This is a genomic window from Streptomyces sp. A0592, from assembly GCF_004795115.1.
In the GTDB taxonomy this organism is placed as follows: Bacteria; Actinomycetota; Actinomycetes; order Streptomycetales; family Streptomycetaceae; genus Streptomyces; species Streptomyces erythrochromogenes.
The window spans coordinates 34,921-56,268 of sequence record NZ_SSBM01000014.1; the positions used below are offsets into that span (position 1 = coordinate 34,921).

10 protein-coding genes are annotated in these 21,348 nt (G+C 76.9%); 7 read left to right on the plus strand and 3 right to left on the minus strand.

Annotated features, from left to right (window positions below):
* Positions 1 to 17: 17 nt before the first annotated feature.
* The 3 genes from E6U81_RS20985 to E6U81_RS20995 form a co-directional block, all read right to left on the minus strand.
* Entirely contained in the window at positions 18 to 1,295 is a 1,278-nt protein-coding gene (locus E6U81_RS20985) for a cytochrome P450 (protein ID WP_136231633.1), read from the minus strand.
* A gap of 85 nt (positions 1,296 to 1,380) precedes the next feature.
* Entirely contained in the window at positions 1,381 to 2,619 is a 1,239-nt protein-coding gene (locus E6U81_RS20990) for an Ig domain-containing protein (RefSeq protein ID WP_136231634.1), read from the minus strand.
* A gap of 132 nt (positions 2,620 to 2,751) precedes the next feature.
* The gene (locus tag E6U81_RS20995) at positions 2,752 to 3,645 is read right to left on the minus strand and encodes a LysR family transcriptional regulator (protein WP_168714694.1); all 894 of its coding nucleotides are present in this window, start codon (positions 3,643 to 3,645) and stop codon (positions 2,752 to 2,754) included.
* 466 nt (positions 3,646 to 4,111) lie between these two features.
* On the opposite strand from E6U81_RS20995, the gene E6U81_RS21000 reads away from it, so the two are divergent.
* The 7 genes from E6U81_RS21000 to E6U81_RS41125 are packed head-to-tail and all read left to right on the plus strand — an operon-like array spanning position 4,112 to position 21,334.
* Positions 4,112 to 11,113: a type I polyketide synthase gene (locus tag E6U81_RS21000; protein WP_240803935.1), complete on the plus strand. Its 7,002-nt coding sequence runs from the start codon at positions 4,112 to 4,114 to the stop codon at positions 11,111 to 11,113.
* Positions 11,106 to 15,710 (plus strand): type I polyketide synthase, encoded by a 4,605-nt coding sequence (locus E6U81_RS21005; protein WP_136231637.1) that lies wholly within the window; start codon positions 11,106 to 11,108, stop codon positions 15,708 to 15,710. The genes E6U81_RS21000 and E6U81_RS21005 overlap by 8 nt, the downstream gene beginning before the upstream one ends.
* The gene (locus E6U81_RS21010) at positions 15,700 to 16,026 is read left to right on the plus strand and encodes an acyl carrier protein (RefSeq protein WP_136231638.1); all 327 of its coding nucleotides are present in this window, start codon (positions 15,700 to 15,702) and stop codon (positions 16,024 to 16,026) included. Before E6U81_RS21005 ends, E6U81_RS21010 begins: the two co-directional genes overlap by 11 nt.
* Before the next feature lie 7 nt (positions 16,027 to 16,033).
* Positions 16,034 to 16,891, plus strand: a complete 858-nt coding sequence (locus tag E6U81_RS21015; protein ID WP_136231639.1) for an alpha/beta hydrolase — start codon at positions 16,034 to 16,036, stop codon at positions 16,889 to 16,891.
* Positions 16,892 to 16,893: 2 nt separating this feature from the next.
* Positions 16,894 to 18,072, plus strand: a complete 1,179-nt coding sequence (locus tag E6U81_RS21020) for a glycosyltransferase (RefSeq protein WP_136231730.1) — start codon at positions 16,894 to 16,896, stop codon at positions 18,070 to 18,072.
* Positions 18,069 to 19,922, plus strand: a complete 1,854-nt coding sequence (locus E6U81_RS21025) for a class I SAM-dependent methyltransferase (RefSeq protein ID WP_168714695.1) — start codon at positions 18,069 to 18,071, stop codon at positions 19,920 to 19,922. The genes E6U81_RS21020 and E6U81_RS21025 overlap by 4 nt, the downstream gene beginning before the upstream one ends.
* Positions 19,919 to 21,334 (plus strand): hypothetical protein, encoded by a 1,416-nt coding sequence (locus tag E6U81_RS41125; protein WP_240803936.1) that lies wholly within the window; start codon positions 19,919 to 19,921, stop codon positions 21,332 to 21,334. Before E6U81_RS21025 ends, E6U81_RS41125 begins: the two co-directional genes overlap by 4 nt.
* Positions 21,335 to 21,348: the final 14 nt, after the last annotated feature.

Sequence of the window (21,348 nt, forward strand, 5' to 3'; positions counted from 1 at the left end):
TGCGGGGCGCGGGGGCTTCAGGCGCGGCGCAGGCGGACGGGCAGCGTCTCGACGCTGTTGCCGATGAAGCTGCGCTGGTGCGGGAGTTCGGCCTCGGGGGCGGCGAGGTCGAGGTCCGGGAAGCGGGTGAAGAGCCGTTCGAGGGCGGTGGTGGCCTCCAGCCGGGCGAGCGGGGCGCCCACGCAGTAGTGCGCGCCGTGCCCGAAGGAGAGGCTGCGGGCGGCCGTGGGACGCGTGAGGTCGAAGCGGTCGGCGTCCGAGCCGTGGAAGTCCTCGTCGCGGCCGGCCGCGGTGTAGCCGGCGAGGACCGGGGTGCCCTGCCGGACGAGGGTCCCGCCGACGGTCAGGTCGCGGGTGGGGTAGCGGAAGGGAAACCAGCTGACGGGGCCGTCCCAGCGCAGCGTCTCGTCCACGACGTCCGACCAGGTCGCCCTGCCCTCCAGGACGAGGGAGAGCTGGTCGCGGTGGGTGCACAGGGCCCGCACGGCGTTGCTGATGAGGTTGAGGGTGGTCTCGTGGCCCGCGACGAGCATCAGCCTCATGGTTCCGATGAGTTCGGCCTCGCTGAGCCGGTCGCCGCCGTCCTCGCGGGCGGCGATCAGGGCGCTGGTGAGGTCCTCGCCCGGCTCCGCCCGGCGGGTCGCGGCGATCGTTCCCATGAGCTCGACGAGCTCCCGTACGGCGGCCATCGCCTCGGCCGGGGTGGTGTCGGTCGCGATGATCACCTTGTGGGACAGGTGGTGCAGGCGTCCGCGGTGCTCGGGGTTCACGCCGAGCAGCTCGCAGATGACGCTCATCGGGAGCGGGAGCGCGAAGTGTTCGCGCAGGTCGGCGACGCCGTCGGGGGATTCCGCGGCTGCCCGGTCCAGGTCGTCGAGGAGCTCGACGGTGAGTTCCTCGACGCGCGGGCGCAGGCGTTCCACCCGGCGGGCGGTGAAGGCCCGGCCGACCAGGGCGCGGAGCCGGCGGTGGTCGTCCTCGTCGGCGGTGTGCATGCCCTGGGCGTTGGCGAAGGCCCGCAGGGGCCAGTCGCGGGGGATGCTGCCGTCGTGCAGGCCGGGGAAGTGCCGGCTGTCCTTGGCCACTTCGGGGTGGGCGAGGAACTCCTTCAGCGCGTCGTGTCCCAGGACGACGGCTCCGGGCACCCCGCCGGGGAGCACCACCTGTGCGACCGCGCCGTGCTCGGCGCGCAGCCGGGCGTTGAGGGCGTGGGGGCAGCCGCCGGCGGGGTCGATCACGTACGGGGTGTCCCGGCCGGGCGGGGTCTGCGGGACGGGTGCGGTGGGCGACGACAAGCCGGATCTCCTGACCTGGTGGGCGAGACTCGGTCAACAGTGCGTCTCAGGCGGCCGGTTGGACAAGTCCGCGCCTCGGCCCGGCTCAGAACCAGGTGAGGGTGAGGGGGAAGGCCGCGCCCGCGGTGGCCCCGGTGGAGTCCGTCGCGGTGACGGTGATCCGGACCGTGCCGCTCCCCCAGGGCCGGCCGGTGATCCGCCCGGAGGCGCTGTCGAGGGTCAGCCCCCAGGGCAGGCCTCCGGCGGCGTACCGGACCGGGGGCTTGCCGCCGGTGGCGGTGAGCCGGATGGTGCAGGGCTGGTTGAACGTGCACTTCTGCGGCCCGGGGTCGGCGAGCCTCAGGTCGCCGGGGGTGGGAGTGGGCGTGGGAGTGGGAGTGGGCGTTGGAGTGGGCGTTGGGGTGGATCCGCAGCCCGGCGCGGCCTCCGGCGGCAGCGGCACCCGCCAGATCTGGGTGTCGTTCTCCGACCCGACGAGCAGGTTGGCGCAGTCCGCGTACGCGACCGTCTCGCCCTGCGACTGGGCCGGGAGGGCGACGTCCGCGAGCTTGGCCCCGGCCGTGTCGTAGACGGAGGCCGTGTTGGCGCCCAGCGGTCCGCCGCTGCGCAGGGCGTAGGAGGCCCCGGACGGGGAGTAGGCGCCGTCGGTGGCGAACACCGGGGCGGGACCGACCGCCGTGAGGGTGTTGACCTGCCCGGGAATCGGCGGCAGCGGAGCCCGGTACAGCCGGCCGGCGGCTCCGATGAGCTTGCTCGCCACGTACATCCGGCCGGTCACCGGGTCGGCGAGCAGGGACTCGGCGTCGTGCCTGCCGTCGGCGTAGGCGAAGCGGTGGGTCACCGGCGTGACCGTGGCGTCGGCGAGCCGCTCCGGCTCGGGGAAGGCGTGGACGGTGATCTCGGCGCGCCCGCCGAGGTTGTCCCCGATGTCGCCGACCAGGATCGCCGGGCCGCCGGCGGCGTCCTTGCCGAGCGCCAGGCCCTCCCAGTCGGTGTTGGCGGCGCCGGAGACGGTGAGGGTGGCCGCCAGGCGGCCGGTCGGGGTGCTGCAGTCGACGGCGAACACCTGGTTGGTGTTGCCACTGTCGTTGACGGCGTAGAAGACGCCGGGGTGCCTGCGGCTCACGGCGAGGCCGCTGAGCTCGGCCAGTCCGCCGGGCAGGGTGCACTTCCTCTCCGGCGCCTGCGACGGGGCCGCCACCGCGGTGCCGGAGGGGGCCGCGGAGGCGGTGGCACCGGTCATCCAGGCGGCCGCGGGCAGGATCGCGGCGAGGGCGGCGGTCGCGAGGGCGGCGGCCCGGGGAGCTGTCAGGAGTGGGGACATGCGCACCATGTGAGGGGACGAACGGCGCCGGCGCCAGGCCCAACCCCTCCCCGTTCGAGCATCGTTCAATGCCGCGGGTGCATGTGGCGCGTTTCCGTCGGGACATGTCCGGTAAGGGCCGAGCATGTCCCGTCAGCGCACGGGCTCCCGGACCGGGGCCTTGTGTCCGGCCTGTGCGATGAACGCGCGGGCCGCGCGGCTCAGCGGCCGCCGGGCGTGGGCGATGCCCACCGGGCGCAGCAGGGGCGGGGTGAAGGAGCGGATCTCCGCCCGGTTCCCGAACGCCCTCAGCACCACGTCCCGGTACCAGATGAGGGAGCCGCGGCCGTCCGTCACACCCGTCACCCAGGCGAGCCGTTCGTCGACTTCGAGGGAGGGCACGGGCCGCACCCCCAGGCAGCTGAACATGGCCTCCATCTCGGTACGCCGGCCGGTGCCCGGCGTGGGCAGCACCATCGGCAGTCCGTCGAGCATGCGGAACGGCACCGGGTCGGGCAGCCGAGAGCCGACCGGGGAGATCAGCACCACCTCGCGTTCCTGGATGAAGTGGGTGGAGAGCTCCTTGTCGACGGGCAGGTCGACCAGGGCCAGCTCCGACCGCCCGTGGTTCAGCGCCTCGACCAGTGCTTCCCGGCTGCTGTGCTGCTGGAGCCGCACGTCGACGTTCGGATGGCGCTCGGTGAAGGCGACGATCAGGTCGGCGGCCAGGTCCAGGGCGAGGGTGGGGGTGCTGACGAGGGTGAGCACCGCCCGGGTGTCCTTGCCGTGCGAGATCCCGATGTCGTCGATGGCCTCCACCGCGTTGAGCACCGTACGGGCCAACCGGACGACCCGGGCCCCCTCCGGTGTGAGGTCCACCCCCCTTCCCCGGCGGGCGAGGAGCTCGACGCCCAGGTCCCGTTCCATGGCCTGGACGGCACGGGACAGCGCGGACTGGGCGACGAAGACCGAGGCCGCCGCGCCGGTGATGGACCGGCAGTCCGCGACGGCGACGAGATACCGGAGCTGCGCGAGGGTGGGGGTCATGACCGGACGGTAACCGCGCGGGGCTGTACCTGTAAGGGCTCGTCCGGTGAACAACTTCCCCGGGCCGGCGTGACGTTCATGCCCGGTCGGCCGCCAGGCATACCGGTGCGGCATGCCCGCGCCTCCGCGGCGCTCCGGCCCGCCCGGCCGGCCCGGCCCGCCGGCCGACAGGGATCGCCGCAGGTCACAGGCTCGGTGAGGGCGGACGGCGGGGCCGCCTGCGGGGCGCGACGGGCGGGTCCGCGGTACCGATAATGCGAAGCCCCCTACTCCGCATGGCTGTTGACAGTGCAGAGCGACCCCCGCACGATGCAACGCGGCGTCCGGGTGTTTGACCGTCGTTCAAGCCCGCCGCGCCTCCCGGCTGCGCCGCTCTCCGCCCGCCCGCCGTCCGCCGGTTCGCCCGTCCTCCCGTTCTTCCGTCCTGCCTCGCGTCATGTCACACAGCACTGGAAGAGGAGCGCTCGTGATCCCCCATCCCCCACAGTCTCCCGCCGTCCGCGACCTGGTCGTCGCACTCAGCCCCTTCGAGGAGCCCCGTCCGCGGATCGTGACCGCCGCCGCGCGCGCCGGGGCCCTCGGGCTGCTCGACCTCGGGCGGGACGCGAGCGCCGCCCGCCGCGCGCTCGCGGAGCTGGGCCGCCGGCTCGGCGTCTCTTCCTCCGACACCGACACCGACACCGCCGCCGGTGCGGCCGCAGGCACAGGCAGGTACGGCGTGCGGGTGCCCTCAGGCTGCCCGCTCGGGCCCGGGGACCTCCCGCCCGAGGTGGACACGGTGCTGCTCGCCGACCCCGCGTCCCTCACCCCCGGCCGGGTGGCCGGCTGGGCCGCGGCGGCCGGGCGGCCCCGGATCTGGGCCGAGGTCACCGACCGCTCCGAGGCCGGCGCCGCCGTGGCCGCCGGCGCGCACTCCCTCGTCGCCAAGGGACACGAGGCCGGCGGCCGGGTGGGCGGGAGCACCACCTTCGTGCTGATCCAGCAGCTCCTCGCGGACCCCGCGATCGCCGTGCCCGTCCTGGCCTGCGGCGGGATCGGGCCGCACACGGCGGCCGCGGCCGTCGCGGGCGGGGCCGCCGGAGTGCTGCTCGACGTGCAACTGGCCCTGACCGTCGAGGCAGAGGCCGACCTGCCGTACGACGTGTCGGCCGCGCTGCGGGCGATGGACGGATCGGAGACCCGGATCGTGGACGGGCACCGGGTGTTCACCCGGCCCGACCTGACCCCTCCCGCAGGTCCGGCGTCCACCCTGCTCGGCGCACGGGACCTGCGCACCCAGCTCCTGCCCGTCGGGCAGGACGGGGCGTGCGCGGCCCGGCTGGCCGCCCGCCACCGGACCACCGGCGGTGTGCTCCGGGCCGTACGCGAGGCCGTCACCGGGCACCTGGCGGACGCCGTACGGTCCGAGCCGCTCCGCGCGCCGCTGTCCGTGGCTCAGGGACCGATGACCCGGGTGAGCGACCAGGCGGCCTTCGCCGGGGCGGTGGCCGCCGCGGGCGGCGTCCCCCACCTCGCGCTGGCCGTCATGGAGGGCCCGGACGTACGCCGGCTCCTCGCCGAGACCGCCGAGCGGCTCGGGGACCTCCCGTGGGGCGTCGGCCTGCTCGGTTTCGCCCCGCCCGAGCTGCGGCGCGAGCAACTGGCGGCGGTGACCGCGGCCCGCCCGCCCCGCGCGATCATCGCCGGCGGCACCCCCGCGCAGGCCGCCCCGCTGGAGGCGGCCGGGATCCGCACGCACCTGCACGTACCCTCCCCCGGCCTGCTGGAGCGGTATCTCGCGGAAGGGGCGCGGCGGTTCGTCTTCGAAGGGCTGGAATGCGGCGGGCACGTCGGGCCGCGCGCCTCCTTCCCCCTCTGGGAGGAGCAGATCGACCTGCTGCTGCGCTCCTGCCCCGACCCCGCCTCCCTCGACGTGCTGCTCGCGGGCGGGATCCACGACGAGCGGTCCGCCGCGATGGCCGTGGCGGCCGCCGCACCGCTGGCCGGTCGGGGCGCGCGGATCGGGGTGCTGATGGGCACCGCGTACCTGTTCACGGAGGAGGCCGTGGCGGCGGGGGCGGTGGTGCCGGGGTTCCAGCGGGCGGCACTGGAGTGCGCGGACACCGTGCTGCTGCACACCGCGCCCGGGCACGCCACCCGCTGCGCGTCCACCCCGTACGCCGCCACCTTCGAGGCGACCCGGCGGCGGCTCGCGGAGAGCGGCGTCGAACCGCGTGAGATGTGGGAGGAGCTGGAGCGGCTGAACCTGGGGCGGCTGCGGATCGCCAGCAAGGGCCTGCGGCGGCCTCCCGGCGGGGGTGCGCCGGAACCCGTCTCGGAGGAACGGCAGGCGGCCGACGGGCTGTTCATGCTCGGCCAGGCGGCGAGCCTGCGTACGCGGACCACCACCGTCGCGGCCCTGCACACCCAGGTCACCGAAGGAGCCACGGCACGGCTGGAGCAGCGGGCCGAGGAGCTGGCGGCCGCCGAACAGCCGCCCCGGGCGGCCGACCCGCTGGACATCGCCATCGTGGGCATGGCCTGCGCCTACCCGGGTGCGCCCGACCTCGCCGCCTACTGGGCGATGGTCCTCGCCGGGACGGACGCGGTCACCGAGGTGCCGGCCGAGCGCTGGGACCCGGCGCTCTACTACGACGCCGATCCGGCCCGGGCCGGGGAGCGCACGCCCTCCCGCTGGGGCGGCTTCCTCGGCCCGGTGCCCTTCGACGCGCTCGCGCACGGCATTCCGCCCGCCTCCCTCTCCGCTATCGAGCCGGTGCAGCTCCTGGCCCTGGAGATCTCGGCGCGGGCCCTCGCCGACGCCGGCTACGGCAGAGACCGTGCCTTCGACCGCGCCCGGACGTCGGTGGTCTTCGGCGCGGAGGCCGGCACCGAACTGGCCGGCGCCTACGGGCTGCGCGCCCTGCACCCGGCCTACCTCGGCGAGCTCCCGCCCGCCCTGGACGAGCAGCTGCCGAGGCTCACCGAGGACTCCTTCCCCGGGATCCTCGCCAACGTCATCGCCGGCCGGGTGGCCAACCGCCTCGACCTGGGCGGCGCGAACTGCACGGTCGACGCCGCCTGCGCCTCCTCCCTCGCCGCGCTCGACCTCGCCTGCCGGCAACTGCGCGACGGCGACAGCGACATGGTGCTGTGCGGCGGCGCCGACGTGCACAACGGCATCAACGACTACCTGATGTTCGCGTCCGTCCACGCCCTGTCCCCCGGCGGCCGCTGCCGGCCCTTCGACGCCGCCGCCGACGGGATCGCCCTCGGCGAGGGCGTCGGCGCGGTCGTACTGAAGCGGCTGGCGGACGCGGAACGCGACGGCGACCGGGTGTACGCCGTGGTCAAGGCGGTGGGCGCGGCCAGCGACGGCCGGTCCCTCGGCCTGACGGCCCCGCGGCCGGAGGGCCAGCGACGGGCCCTGGAGCGGGCCTACGCGCGCGCGGGCGTCGCCCCTGCGGAGGTGGGCCTGATCGAGGCGCACGGCACCGGCACGGTGGTGGGCGACAGTACCGAACTGGCCGTGCTGAGCGACCTGTTCACCGCATCCGGCGCCACCGCCGGAGCCTGTGCGCTGGGTTCCGTGAAATCCCAGCTCGGCCACACCAAGTGCGCGGCCGGGCTGGCCGGACTCATCAAGGCCGCCCGCGCCGTCCACACGGGGGTCCGGCCGCCCACCCTCCACATCGACACCCCGAACCCGGCCTGGCGGGCCGAGACCAGCCCCTTCTCCTTCGACACCGGGCCCCGGCCCTGGCCCGTGCCCGCGCACCGGCGCTTCGCGGGGGTGAGCGCCTTCGGCTTCGGCGGCACCAACTACCACGCCGTTCTGGCCGGTCACGGCGGCGCGGACGAGCCCCGGCACGGCCTGGAGGAATGGCCGGCCGAGCTGTTCTGCTTCCGCGGGACGGACCGCCGGGCGGCGGGCCGAGCGATGGCACGGCTCGCGGCGCGCCTGGAGGAGAACGACACGGCCGGACGCCCGTGGGCCCTGCGGGACCTCGCGGCCGAGACGGCCCCGGGCGACGCGCCCGTCGCGGTGGCCGTGGTGGCCTCGGACCTCGACGAACTGGCGGTCCGCCTGGAGCAGGCCCGGTCCTTCACCCCGGGCCCGGGGGTCCACGTACGGGAGGAGTCCGCCGACCCGGGCCGGGTGGCGTTCCTGTTCCCCGGCCAGGGCAGCCAACGCCCGCGCATGCTGGACCGGTTGTTCACCGCCTTCCCCGGCCTGCGCGGCCTGCTGGACACCGCTCCCCCGGAGGTGGTGTCGGCGATGTTCCCGCCGGCGGCGTTCACCGCCGAGGGGCGGGCCGCACAGCGGGCGGCGGTCACCGACACCCGGGTCGCCCAGCCGGCCCTCGGCCTGGCGGGAGCCGCGGCGCACCTGCTGCTCGGCGAGCTCGGCGTACGGCCCGACTGCGTGGCCGGGCACTCGTACGGGGAGCTCACCGCGCTGTGGGCGGCGGGGGCCTACGACGCGCAGAGCCTGCTCCGGCTGAGCGCACACCGCGCCGGGGCGATCCTGACGGCGGCCGGCGCGGACCCGGGGACGATGGCGGCGGTGTCGGCCCCGCCGGAAGAGGTCCGGGAGCTCGCCGCCCGTGCGGGGTGTGCGGTGGCGAACCACAACGCGCCGCGCCAGTGCGTGATCTCGGGCCCGTCGCCGGCGGTCGCCACGGCGGTGGCGGCACTGCGCGAGGCGGGCCTGTCGGCCGAGCCGATCCCGGTGGCCTGTGCGTTCCACAGCGACGTGGTGGCGGGGGCCGCGGCCTCCCTGGCCCGGGAGCTGGCGCGGACGCCGGTGACCGCGCCGGCCGTCCCGGTCTGGTCGAACACGACGGCCGAGCCGTACCCGGCGACGGCCGAAGGCGTACGGAGCCTTGCCGCACGCCAGGTCGCGGAGCCGGTCCGGTTCGTGGAGCAGGTGGAGGCCATGTACGCGGCCGGCGTCCGGACCTTCGTGGAGGCGGGGCCCGGGCGGGTCCTGTCGGGACTCGTCGGCCGGATCCTCGGCGAGCGCCCGCACACGGCGGTCCCGCTGGACGTACCGGGCGAAGACGGCCTGGTCCGCCTGGCCACGGCGCTGGCCGAACTGGCGGCGGCGGGGGTTCCGGTGGCCCCGGAGGGCCTCTTCCGAGGCCGGACCTCCCGCCTCCCGGCCCGCGCCCCGCGCCGCCCGGGCTGGCTGGTGGACGGCCACCTGGTCCGCACGGCGGACGGCACCCCGGTCCGGGGCGGCCTGCAGCCGGCCCGACGCGTACCGACGCCGCACGGCATGGAGACGGGCAGCGCGACGGCCCGCACGGAGAGGAATACGGCGATGTCCGACGAAGGCGCGCGGTCGGCGCTCAACGGCAGCGGCGCGGCGGGCGGCCGGGCCGCCGCGATACCCGCCCCCGCCCCGGCCGCGGACGTGCGCGAGGAGGCGGTACTGGAGTACCTGCGCGGCGCCCGAGCCCTGGTGGAGGCCCAACGAGACATCCTGCTCGCCTACTTGGGCACCCCGCGCCCGCCCGACCGCCAAGTCGGCGCCGGTGGGGTCGGGAGTGTGCCGGGACGATCCCCGCAGGGCGCCGAACGCACCGCCACCGCGCCTTACGACCCCGAGGGCCGTTCGGCGCCCGAGGAGGCGCCCCGGCGCGCGCCCGGCCCCGCCGGAACCGACCCCGGCGAAGCACCCCGCGAAGCCCCCGGCCCGGGACCCCGGTCCGCCCAGGACGTCATGGACGTGGTCCTGGACATCGTCCACACCCGGACCGGCTACCCCTTGGACATGCTCGACCCCGAACTGGACCTGGAGGCGGACCTCTCCATCGACTCCATCAAGCGCGTGGAGATCATCGGCGCCCTCGCCGACCGGATCGGCCTCCCCCGTGACCCGGGCTCGGCCCACGAGGAGGACGGCTCCGCCGGGTCCGCGATCGAGGAGCTGTCCCGGCTGAAGACCCTGCGCGGCATCGTGGACTGGGTCACCTCCCACACCCCCGGCGGCCCGACCGGCGAACCGGAACCCGCCGCACCAGCGGTCTCCCGGCTCCGCGTGGACCTCTCCCCCCTGCCCCCGGCCGACGGCGACCCGGTGTCCCTCCACGGCCTGCGGATCGGAATCGTCGAGGACGGCCAGGGCCTCGCGCCCGCCCTGGGCGCCGCCCTGGACGCCCTGGGCGCCGAGCCGCGGATCCTACGAACGCCCGAGGCCGGGCTCGACGGCATCGTCGACCTGTCCGCACTGCGGGCGGGAGCCGAACCCGTACTGCCCGCGGCCTTCCCCGGCCTGCGCAACGCCCTGACCGGCGGAGTCCCACGCCTGCTGATCGTCGCCGCCTCCGGCGGCCCCGGCGGTCCCGGCGGAGCCGGACTGCACGGCTTCGCCCGCTCCGCCGCGCTCGAATTCCCCGCCGCGCTCGTACGCGCCGTGGACGTCCACCCGAAGGAGGACCCGGAGCGCGTCGCCGCGCAACTCGTCCGCGAACTGAGCTCCTCCCTCCCGGCCCTCGCCTCCGTCGGCTACACCCCCGAGGGGACGCGCGTCGCCCGCCTGCCGGTGCCCGCTGCCCTGCCCGTCCCGGACGGGCCCCGGCCCGCCCTCCTCGACCCGGGCTCGGTGGTCCTCCTCACCGGCGGGGCCCGCGGGATCACCGCCCGCACGGCGCTCGCCCTGGCCCGCGCGACCGGATGCCACATCGAACTGGTCGGCCGCACCCCCGAGCCGCACCCCTCACCGAGCTCCTCGGCGAGCCCCGCGGCGGACGCGTTCCCGCACGCCCAGGACCGCGTCGCGCTGCGCGCCGCCCTGATCGCCTCCGGACTGCGCAAGCCCGCGGAGATCGAGGCGGCGGCCTCGCGGATCCTCGCCGAGCGCGAGGTGGCGGCCACCCTCACCGCCCTCGCCGCGGTGGCGGCCTCCGTCCGCTACCACTGCGCGGACGTCGCCGACGAGCGGGCCGTACGGGCGGTCGTGGCCGACGTACGCAAGCGCCACGGACGGCTGGACGGCATCGTGCACGGCGCCGGAGTCCTGCGCGACGGGCTGCTGCGCGACAAGCGGCCGGAGGACTTCACCGAGGTGTTCACCACCAAGGTGGCCGGTGCCCGGCACCTGGCCGCCGCGGCCGCCGAGCACGGGACGTGGCCCGCCCCCCGCTTCCTGGCCCTGTTCGGCAGCGTCGCCGGGGTGTACGGGAACCGCGGGCAGAGCGACTACGCAGCGGCCAACGACGCCCTCGACGCTCTCGCGCACACCTGGGCGGAGTCCTTCCCCGGGCGGGTGCTGTCCGTCGACTGGGGTCCCTGGGCGGCCGAGGCCGGCGGGATGGTCACTCCCGAGCTGGAGCGTGCCTACGCCCGGCGCGGCGTCCCGCTCCTCGCACCGGACGCCGGAACCTCCGCCCTCCTCGACGAACTGGCCCGCGGGAGCGACGTCCAGGTGGTCCTGATGGCACCGCCGGCGCCCACGGCGCCCGAGGCGGCCGGCGATGAGTGACCGACGGCCGCGACCGGGCGGCGGCCCCCGCCCCACCGACGCGGCGATCGTCGGGATGGGCGCGGTGTTCCCCGGAGCCGCCGATCTGGCCGCCTACCGCCGCAACCTCCTCGCCGGTACGGACTCCATCGGCGAGGTCCCGCCCGAACGCTGGGACCCGGAGGTGTACTTCGACCCGGAGGCGGCCACCGGTCCCGCGGCCGGCGACCGCTTCTACTGCCGGCGCGGCGGCTTCGTCGACGGCCTCGCCGCCTTCGACCCGACCCGGTTCGGGATCATGCCGGCCGCCGTGGAGGGCGCCGAACCGGACCAGATGCTGGCCCTGCACGCGACGGCCGAGGCCATCGCCGACGCCGGCGGGGAGGACCGGCTGCCGGCCGACCGCTCGCGGATCGGGGTGGTGCTGGGCCGCGGCGGGTTCATGGGCGTGGCCACCGCACGGCTGGACCAACGGGTGCGTACGGCACACCAGTTGGCGCAGACCCTGCGCGAGCTGGCGCCGGAGCTGGGCGAGCGGCGGATCGCCGCGGTGCGGTCGGCCTTCCAGGACGCGCTGGGGCCGGAACGGCCCGACGCCTCGATCGGGCTGGTCCCGAGCTTCACCGCGGCCCGGACCGCGAACCGGCTGGACCTGCGCGGGCCCGCCTACACCCTCGACGCGGCCTGCGCCTCCTCCCTGCTGGCGGTGGACCAGGCCGTGGCACTGCTGGCGGGCGGGCGCTGCGACGCGGTGGTGGCGGGGGCGGTGCACCACTGCCACATCGCGACGCTGTGGAGCGTCTTCACCCAGCTGCGGGCGCTCAGCCCGAGCGGGTCCATCCGCCCCTTCGACCGCAGGGCCGACGGGACCCTGCTGTCCGAGGGCACCGGGGTGGTGGTCCTCAAGCGGCTGGCGGACGCGGAACGGGACGGCGACCGCGTGTACGCGGTGATCCGCGGGACGGGCGTGGCCGGGGACGGCCGCGCGGCGAGCCTGATGAGCCCCCTGGTCGCGGGCCAGGTACGGGCCCTGGAGCGGGCCTGGCGCGAGGCCGGCCTGGACCCGCGAGCGCCGGGCGCGCTGGGGCTGCTGGAGGCGCACGGCACCGGCACCCCGGTCGGTGACGCCGCCGAACTGGACACCCTGGCGCAGGTGTTCGGCCCGCCGGAACCGGACGGGCCCGGAATCGGCTTCGGTTCGGTGAAGTCGATGCTCGGGCACACCATGCAGGCCTCGGGCATGGCCGGGCTCATCAAGGCCGCCCTCTCCGTGCACGAGGGGGTGCTGCCGCCGACGCTGCACCTGGAGGAACCGCACCCGGACCTGGCCCGGACCCGGATGCGGCCGGTGGCAGCGGCGCAGCCGTGGGAGCGCGGTCCGGCGCCCCGCCGGGCCGGGGTCAACGCCTTCGGCTTCGGCGGGATCAACGCGCACGTGGTGCTGGAGGAGGCCCCGGCGGCCGCCCGCCCCCGGCCACCGGTACGGCGGTTCCTGCCGCTGGGCGGCGCCGCCGCGCCCGTGGGCCCGGGTGCGCGCGGCGACGTACTCCTGATCGGTGCGGACACCCCGGCCGGGCTGTCGGCGCGGCTGGCGGCCGCTTCCCCCGCGTCCGGGGGCGAGGGACCCTGCCGGGTCGCGGTGGTCGGGCCGACGCCCCAGCGGCTCGCGCTGGCGGCGAAGGTGGTGGCGCGCGGCCGGCCGTGGCGGGGCCGCGGCGACGTGTGGTTCGCGCCGCGGCCGCTCGGCGGGCGGGTGGCGTTCCTGTTCCCGGGCCTGGAGCCGGAGTTCGCTCCCGTGGTCGACGACGTCGCGGAGCGGTTCGCGCTGACGCCGCCCCGCCTCACCCGGGGTGCGTCGCTCGTGGAACGGGCCCTGGACGCCATCGCGACCGGCCGGTTCTTCGCCCGGGTCCTGCCGGCCCTCGGTGTCGAGGCCGACGTACTGGCGGGCCACAGCCTGGGCGAGTGGGCGGCGATGGTGGCGGCCGGCATGTACCCGCAGGAGGCGGCGGACACCTTCCTGGACTCGCTGAGTCCGGGCGACCTGAAGGTCCCGGACCTCGTGTACGCGGCGCTGGGCTGCGGCGCGCCCCGGGCGCAGGCCGCGCTGCTCGGCATGGACCGGGTGGTGGTCAGCCACGACAACTGCCCGCACCAGTCGGTGATCTGCGGCGAACCGGACCAGGTGGCGGCCGTGGTCGCCCGCCTGCGCGCCGAAGGCGTCCTCGGCCAGGAGCTGCCGTTCCGTTCGGGCTTCCACACCCCGATGTGGGAGCCGTACCTCGGTCAGGTCCGCGCGGCCTTCGACCGGCTGCCGCTGCGGCGCGGCTCCCTCCCGGTCTGGTCGGCCACGACGTGCGCGCCGTTCCCGTCCGGCGCGCAGGAGGTGCGGGACCTGGTGGTCCGCCACCTGCTGGAGCCGGTCCGCTTCCGCGAGTTGGCCCTGGGGCTCTACGAGCAGGGCGTGCGCACCTTTGTCACCCTGGGGCCGGGCAGCCTGCCGGGCTTCGTCGAGGACACCCTGCGAGGCCGCCCACACCTCTCGGTGTCCACCTCCTCGCCCCGGCTCGGCGGCCTCGCCGCCCTCGACCGCACCTGCGCCGCCCTCTGGTCCGAGGGCCTCGGGGTGTTCCCCGCGGGAGGCCCGACGGACTTCGGGTCCGGAGCCGGGGCACGGCCCGGGCCCACCGCCAGGACGGGGACGGCCGGGGCCGCGCCGGGCCGGGCCGTGCCGCTGGACCTCGGGTCGCCGCTGGTGCGGCTCGGCGAGGCGGCCCGGGCCTCGCTGGCCGGGATCCTCGTCCCGGCCCAGGCCCAGGCCCAAGCCCCGACTCCGGCCCCGGCCGAGCCGCCCGCGGACCGGCCGGTGCTGCTGTGCGCACTGGACGCCGTACTGGCCGACACCGGCTCGGCCGCCCGGGCGGTCACCGAAGCCTGGGCGGCGGCCGGGACGGGGCCCGGGGCAGGAGCCCCGGCAGCGGCCGGTCCGGGGGCACTGGCGGACGGGGGCGGCACCCTCCGGCTGTCCCTCGCCACGCTGCCCTACGTACGGGACCACTGCGTCTACCTCCAGCCCGACGGCTGGTCCGAGGACTCCGACCGGTTCCCCGTCGTGCCCATGACCACCATGCTGGAGCTGGCCGCGGACGCCGCCCGGCGGCACGCCCGGCCCGGCCTCGCCGTCATCGGCTACGAGGACGTGCGGGCCCTGCGGTGGCTCGCCGTCGAGCCGGCCGTCGACGTCGAGGTCTCCGTCCGCCCGGACGGGCCCGGGCGGATGCGCGTCACACTCGGCGCATACGCCTCGGTGGTCGTGCTGTTCGGCGAGCGGTACGAAGGGCCGCCCGCACCCGACGGCACACCGCTGCGCGACGCCGGGCCGGCCCCCGTCAGCGCCGCGGCCCTCTACCGGGACCGGTGGATGTTCCACGGGCCGCGTTTCGCCGGGGTCCACGAGGTCCGGTCGGTCGGCCGGGACGGCATCCACGGCGTGCTGCGGGCCCTGCCCGACCCGGGTGCGCTCCTCGACGCCGCCGGGCAGCTCTTCGGGCACTGGATGCAGCTCCGGCTCCCGGTGGACCGGCTGGTGTTCCCGGCCACCGTGGACCGCATCCGCCTCTACGGTCCGCCGCCCGCCCCGCTGGAGCTGATCGCCGCCACCGCCCGGATCCGCGCCGTGCAGGACGTCACCGTACGCGGGGACGTCGAGCTGCGCCGGCCCGGCGGCCAGGTGTGGGCCCGGATCGAGGGGTGGACGTACCGCCGCTTCGGCGCCGACGAGCGGGTCTGGCCGATGAAGTTCACCCCGGAGGTCTGCGGCATCGGCGAGCCCCGGCCGGAGGGCTGGTGCCTGGCCCGGCGCCGCTGGAGCGATCCCGCCTCGCAGGAGCTGGTCATGCGCCGCTACCTCGGGGCCGCCGAGCGGGAGGCCTACGAGCGGCTGGCGCCGCGGGCCCGGGCGCCGTGGCTGCTGGGCCGGATCGCGGCCAAGGACGCGCTGCGCGGGCTGCTGTGGGACGGCGGGGCCGGGCCGGTGTTCCCGGCCGAGGTGCCGGTCGGCAACGACCCCGCCGGCCGGCCGGTGGCCGAGGGTCCGCTCACCCGCGGCTTCCGGCTGTCGATCGCCCACAAGGACCGGATCGCGGTCGCCCTCGCCCACCCCGCCCGGCCGGTCGGCATCGACGTCGAGGCGGTGACGGCCGACCCGGACGCTCTGGTCCGGATCGCCCTCGGACCGGATGAACTCCGGCTCGCCGAAGGGCTGGCGGCCCACGGGGACCGCGGCCTCCCGGGCGCGCTCACCGCGCTGTGGTGCGCCAAGGAGGCCGCCGCCAAGGCGGACGGCGGCGGGCTGGGCGGCCGGCCCCGGGACTGGCGGGTGACCGGCGACCGGGCTTCCGGCGAGCTGCTCGTGACCTCCCCCGACGGCACCCCGTACCCGGTCCGCACCACCCTGCTCACCGGCACTCCGCCCACCGGCACTCCGCTCATCGACCCGGCGGTCTCCGGCCCGCCGGCCACCGCCCCACCGCCCGACCACGTCGTCGCCTGGACCCCGCACCCCGCGGCGGCGCCCGCCGTCCCCTTCCACCTCACGGAGACCCGTCATGGCACCTGACATCCTCGCCGAGATCACCGGCATGCTCGTGGAGATCGTCGGCGACGAGTACCTGCTCGCGGAGGAGGTCACGATGAAGACGACGTTCAACGAGGACCTCGCCCTGGAGAGCGTCGAGTTCGTCGCCCTCGCCGAACTCCTGCACCATCGCTACGGCGCGGACGTGGACCTGATGGGCTTCCTCGCGGAGAAGGACATGGACGCCATCCTGGCCATGTCCGTCGGCGAACTCGTCACCCACATCGGCCGGATCACCCGGTCGTCCCTGGCCCGGGCCCGGGTCCCGGCGGGCGGCTCGCCCGCGTCGGCCGGCTGAGCCCGCCATGGCCGTCGTACTCGCCGACTCCCTCCGCTTCCACGTCCAGCAGCTCCCTGCCGCTGCCGGCGCCGACGCCCCCGGCCGCCCCGTCGTGGTGTTCCTGCACGGCCTGGTCGTCGACAACCTGTCCTCCTTCTACTGCCCGCTGGCCGTGCCGGTGGCCCGGTCCGGGCACGAGGCCGTCCTCTACGACCTGCGCGGCCACGGCCGCACCGAACGCCCGGCCACCGGCTACGACAGCCGCACCGCCGTGCGCGACCTGTTCACGCTCCTGGCCGCCCTCGACCTGGCGCACCGGCCCGTGCACCTGGTCGGCAACAGCTACGGCGGGACCCTCGCGCTGCACGCCGCCCTGGCCCGGCCCGGCCGGGTCAGCGGGCTCACCCTCCTCGAACCCCCGCTCGGCGGAGCCTGGGTGGAGAACATGGTGGACACGCTGTCGGCCGCCGCCCTCAGCCTGGAGGACAGCCCGGTACCCGCCGAGCTGCGCACCCTGCGCCTGCGCAAGGCCGCCAACCTCACGGCCATCGCCGACGACCTCCTCAACCGCACGTCGCTCATCGACGACATCGCCGCGAGCCGGCCCTTCACCCGGGCCGACTACGCCCGGCTGGCCTGCCCGGCCCTGATCGTCTGCGGGGAGCACTCCGAGCTGGTGCACGGAGCCCGCGAGCTGGCCCGCCACGCACCACGCTGCGAGCTGCGGATCATGCCGGGCCTGGGACACGACGTCCTCAAGGAGAGCAGCGGGGTCCTGCGGGAAGCCGTGCTCGCCCACATCGCGGCGACGGACCCGACGGCCGCACCGCTCCCCTCCGCGGCGACGGCGGCCCGGCCGCGGGCGGGAGCTCTGGTCCCGTGAGGGTGCTCTTCACCGTGCCGCCGCTGGCCGGGCACGTCAATCCGACCGTGGCCGTCGGAGCCGAACTCGCCGCGCGGGGCCATGAGATCGCCTGGACCGGCCCGGTCGGCGCGCTCACCCGGCTGCTTCCCGCACAGGCCCGGATCCTGCCCGCCGGCGAGGAGGCGGGCGGTGCGTACACCGGGCTCCACGAGCGCTGGCGGAACCTGCGCGGGGTGGGTGCGCTGCGGTTCCTGTGGGAGGAGGCGCTGGTGCCGCTGGCCCGGGCGATGGTGCCGGGCGTGGAGCGGGCCGTGCGCACCTTCGGACCGGACGTGGTGGTCGCCGACCAGCAGGCCCTGGCCGGACCACTGGTGGCCCGGCGGCTCGGCGTGCCCTGGGCGACGTCCGCCAGCACCTCGGCCGAACTGACCCGGCCCTTCGCGGACTTCCCGAAGGTCGGGGAGTGGGTGGCCGGGCAGATCTCCGGCCTGCTCGCGGAGTTCGGCGCGGGCCGGGAGCCGCGCGCGGGGGAGGCGCAGGGGTGGGACCCGCGGTTCTCGGAGCGGCTGGTGCTGGTGTTCTCCACTCCCGAACTGGTGGGAACCGCAGGTGATTTCCCCGCCCACCACGCGTACGTCGGCCCGGCGTTCGGAGCCCGTCCGGCCTCGCCCGGGTTCCCCTGGCAGCGGCTGGATCCCGGTCGACGGCGCGTACTGGTCTCCCTCGGCACCCTCAACCAGGAGGCGGGGGGCCGCTTCTACGACGCCGTGCTGGGAGCGGCCGAACGACTCGCCGAGGAGGTCCAGTTGGTCCTGGCGGCACCCGCCGCCACGGTCGGGGAGGTACCGGACCGCGTACTGCTCCAGGAGAGCGTCCCGCAGCTGGATCTGCTGCCGCACCTGGACGCGGTGGTCTGCCACGCCGGGCACAACACCGTCTGCGAGACCCTCGCGCACGGGCTGCCGCTGGTCGTCGCGCCCATCCGGGACGACCAGCCGATCGTGGCCCGTCAGGTGGTCGAGGCCGGCGCCGGAGTCCGGGTGCGGTTCGGCCGGACGCGGGCCGAGGAACTGCGCGACGCGCTCACCGCCGTACTGGACGACCCCGGCCACCGCCGGGCGGCCCGGCGGATTCAGGCCTCATTCGCCGCGGCGGGCGGGGCCGCCGCCGCGGCCGACCGGTTGGAGAAGCTGATATGACGCACCCTCCGCTCTCCCGGGTCCGCTGGACCTCCGCGGTGTTGCTGGCCGCCCTCGGCGCGGGCACCGTACGCGCCGCGCAGCGGCTGCGGGCCCTGCCGGTGCTTGCGGTGGTGCCGCCCACGTCGGCGGGGGTGCCGCGGCCCGCCGGGTGGCGGCTGCTGACCGCCGACGGGGTCGAGCCCGACGCGGCCACCTTCCTCACCGCCTGCGCGTACGCGGAGGGCGAGGGGCTGCGGGTGCTGGACCTGCTGCCCGCGGACCTCGCCGCCGAACGGGCTCTGGGGCTGCTGCGCCTGGTCGACCCCGCCCGCTACCGGTGGGACCGGCTGGCCGAGGGGCGCGGCGCCGGCTTCGCCGTCCTCGCCACCGAGGAGGTGCTGGAGCGGGCCGGGGTGGATCCGGGCGGTCCGCGCCCGGACCCGGCGGAACTGCTCGCGCTGACCCGCCGTTTGAAGGAGTACGCCGCCGACGCGACGGGGCTGGCCGTCGCCCCGGGCCTGAGCTGCGGAGGGCCCGGGGACACCGGGGGCCCGGCGCGCGCCGCGGAGCTGCGGGCCCAGGGGCTGCCGCCGGGCGCGCTGGCCGCCGCGCAGCTGTGCGGGCTGGCGCTGCTCGCGGGTGCCGCCGGACGCCAGGGCCGCTGGGGTGCGGCCGCGGCCGGGCTGTACTGGCTCCAGCCCTACCTGGTGCTGGGCGGCTCCGGCTCGCCGCTGCGGCCGGCCGATCTGGCCCGGGCCACCGCCGCCCGCCCGGTGCGCTCCCTCGTCTCCGCCGTGCGTACGGCCCGGGCGGCCGGCGGCGACCGTGCTCCCGACACCGCGCGGGCGGCCGCCTACCGGGACGATCTGGCGGCGGGCACCGACCGCTTTTTGGAGGCGCGCCGTCCGGACTGCCCGTGGTGCGGCTCCGGCCGGATCTCGGTGCGCGTGCGGGTGCCCGACCTGCTGCAGGGCAAGCCCGGCCGGTTCACCCTGGAGCGGTGCGGGGACTGCGGGCACGTCTTCCAGAACCCCCGGCTGACCCCGGAGGGGCTGGACTTCTACTACCGGGACTTCTACGACGGGCGCGGCGGCGAGGGCGCCGGCACGGTCTTCGGCCGGCTGGGCGCCGCCTACCGGGGGCGAGCCGAGATGCTCCTCCCCCACGCGGACCCGGCGTCCTGGCTGGACGTCGGCACCGGGCACGGGCACTTCTGCAACGCGGCGCGGGCCGTGTGGCCGCGGACCCGGTTCGACGGGCTCGACATGGGCGACGGGGTCCGGGGGGCCGAACGCCGCGGCTGGGTGGACACCGGATACCAGGGCCAGTTCCCGGAGTTCGCCCCGAAGCTGGCGGGCCAGTACGAGGTGGTCAGCATGTACCACTACCTGGAGCACACCCGGGATCCGCTCGCCGAGCTGGACGCGGCGGCCGTCGTCCTGGCCCCCGGCGGATTCCTGGCGATCGAGCTGCCCGACCCGGAGTCGCGGATGGCGCGGCTCCTCGGCCCGGCCTGGCTGCCGTGGTTCCAGCCGCAGCACCAGCACCTGGCCCCGGCCGCGAACCTGCGCGAGGCGCTGGCCGACCGCGGGTTCACGGTCGTCGCCGAGGAGCACGGACCGGCCCACCAGGGCAATGACTTCTTCGGCGCGGTGGCGCTCACGGCGGCGCGCCTGGCTCCCGACCCGGACCGGCCGTGGGGCCCGCCGGCCACGCGCCGGACCCGGGCCCGCGCCCACGCCGTACGGCTGGCGGCGCTGCCGTGCTTCGCCGGCGCGGCGGTGCTCGACACGCTGCGCACGGCGGCGGCCCGGCGCACGGACGGCGGCAACGCCTACCGGATCCTGGCCCGCAAGGACGCCCGGTGACCGGCCCGGCCGGCTCCGGCCGTCCCGCCGCCGCCACCGGCCCGTCCACGGATCCGGCCGCTCGGGCTGCCGGCCCCCTGCCCACCGGCCCCTCGGCAGCCGGGCCGGTACACCCGGGCCGGGCTCCCGCTCCGGCCGACCCGGCGGTGTGGGCCGAGGGGGCCGACCCTGCCGTGGGAGCCGTGGAAGCCGCGGGGGCCGCCGCCCGGACGGAACCCTTCGGTGTCCGCGCCGACGGCAGCCCGGTCGCGGCGGAACCCGACGCCCCCACCACGGGCGCACCGCCCACGGTTCGTGACCGGGGTGCTGCCCCGGACCGGTCCGGGGCCCGTCCCCCGACCCACCGGGCCGCCCGCACCGGCGGCGACCAGGTCGGCCCCGCCACGGGTGCCCCGACCGCCGCGGCCCGCCGGGGCGGGGCCCGCGGCCGGGCATCGGCGGACCCGGGCCCGTCGGGGCGGGTGCCCGGGACGGCCGCTCGCACCGGAGCCCGCGTCGGAGGACCCGATACCGCGGACCTCGCCGGAGGCGGCCTGGCCCGTCGGGCCACCGCCGATCCGCTGTTCCGGCTCGTCGCCTACGCCCTGGAGGCCGCGCACGGTCGGCCCGCGGCCGCCGTGTGGAGCGCCCCGTACGCCTTCCACCTGGGTTCCCCCGGGCTCGTCGCCGCCGCGGGCTGGCCGACGGCCGCCGCCGCGGCGCCCCGCGACGACGGCCTGGTGCGGCTCAGTTCCCTCGGTCATCCGGCGGACAGCTGCGATCTGCCGCTGGCCCTGTCCGGGCCGCTGCCCGACGCCCCCGCCTGGGCCGTACGGCCGTACACCGTGCTGCGGGCCCTGGCGCGCGCCGGATACGGCCGCGGCGGGACGGACCTGCACGTGCAGGGCTCACTCACGGGCGCCGCCGGGCTGGCCACGGCCGAGCCCGCCGACTGCGCGGTGGCGCTGGCGGTGGCCGACGTGCACGCGGCGGCCGGAGAGCGGCCCGACCGTGCGTTCCTGGCCCGGCTGCTGGCCGCTGCCCTGCCGGAGGGGGACGACGGGCTGCGCCGGGCGGTGTTCCACGCCCGGCCCGGCAGGGCCCTGCTGCTGGGCGGACGGCCGCGACGACGGCGGTACGTCGCCTTCGACCCGGCGGCCTCGGGGACACGGCTGGTGCTGATGGCCGTACGGGGCGAGGCCGCGGACCGCCCCCGGGACCTGGCCCGTGCCGTGTCCTGCGCCCGCCGGTCCGGGGCGCTGAGCGCCTGGCCGCCCGGGCAGGGGCCGGGGCCGAGCCTGCTGATGATGCTGCCCGAGACGCGTCTGGCGGCGGTGCGGTCCGCGGTCGCGGAGGACTTCCGCGGCCGGGACCGGCCCGTACCGCGCTTCCTGAACATCGCCGTGGCCGGTGCGGCCCGGCGCGAGGAATGACCCGCCCACCCTCT

Coding starts and splice junctions, on each gene's coding strand:
- E6U81_RS20990 (WP_136231634.1), bottom strand. CDS start 2,619: ATGTCCCCACTCCTGACAGCTCCCCGGGCCGCCGCCCTCGCGACCGCC.
- E6U81_RS20995 (WP_168714694.1), bottom strand. CDS start 3,645: ATGACCCCCACCCTCGCGCAGCTCCGGTATCTCGTCGCCGTCGCGGAC.
- E6U81_RS21005 (WP_136231637.1), top strand. CDS start 11,106: ATGAGTGACCGACGGCCGCGACCGGGCGGCGGCCCCCGCCCCACCGAC.
- E6U81_RS21010 (WP_136231638.1), top strand. CDS start 15,700: ATGGCACCTGACATCCTCGCCGAGATCACCGGCATGCTCGTGGAGATC.
- E6U81_RS21015 (WP_136231639.1), top strand. CDS start 16,034: ATGGCCGTCGTACTCGCCGACTCCCTCCGCTTCCACGTCCAGCAGCTC.
- E6U81_RS21025 (WP_168714695.1), top strand. CDS start 18,069: ATGACGCACCCTCCGCTCTCCCGGGTCCGCTGGACCTCCGCGGTGTTG.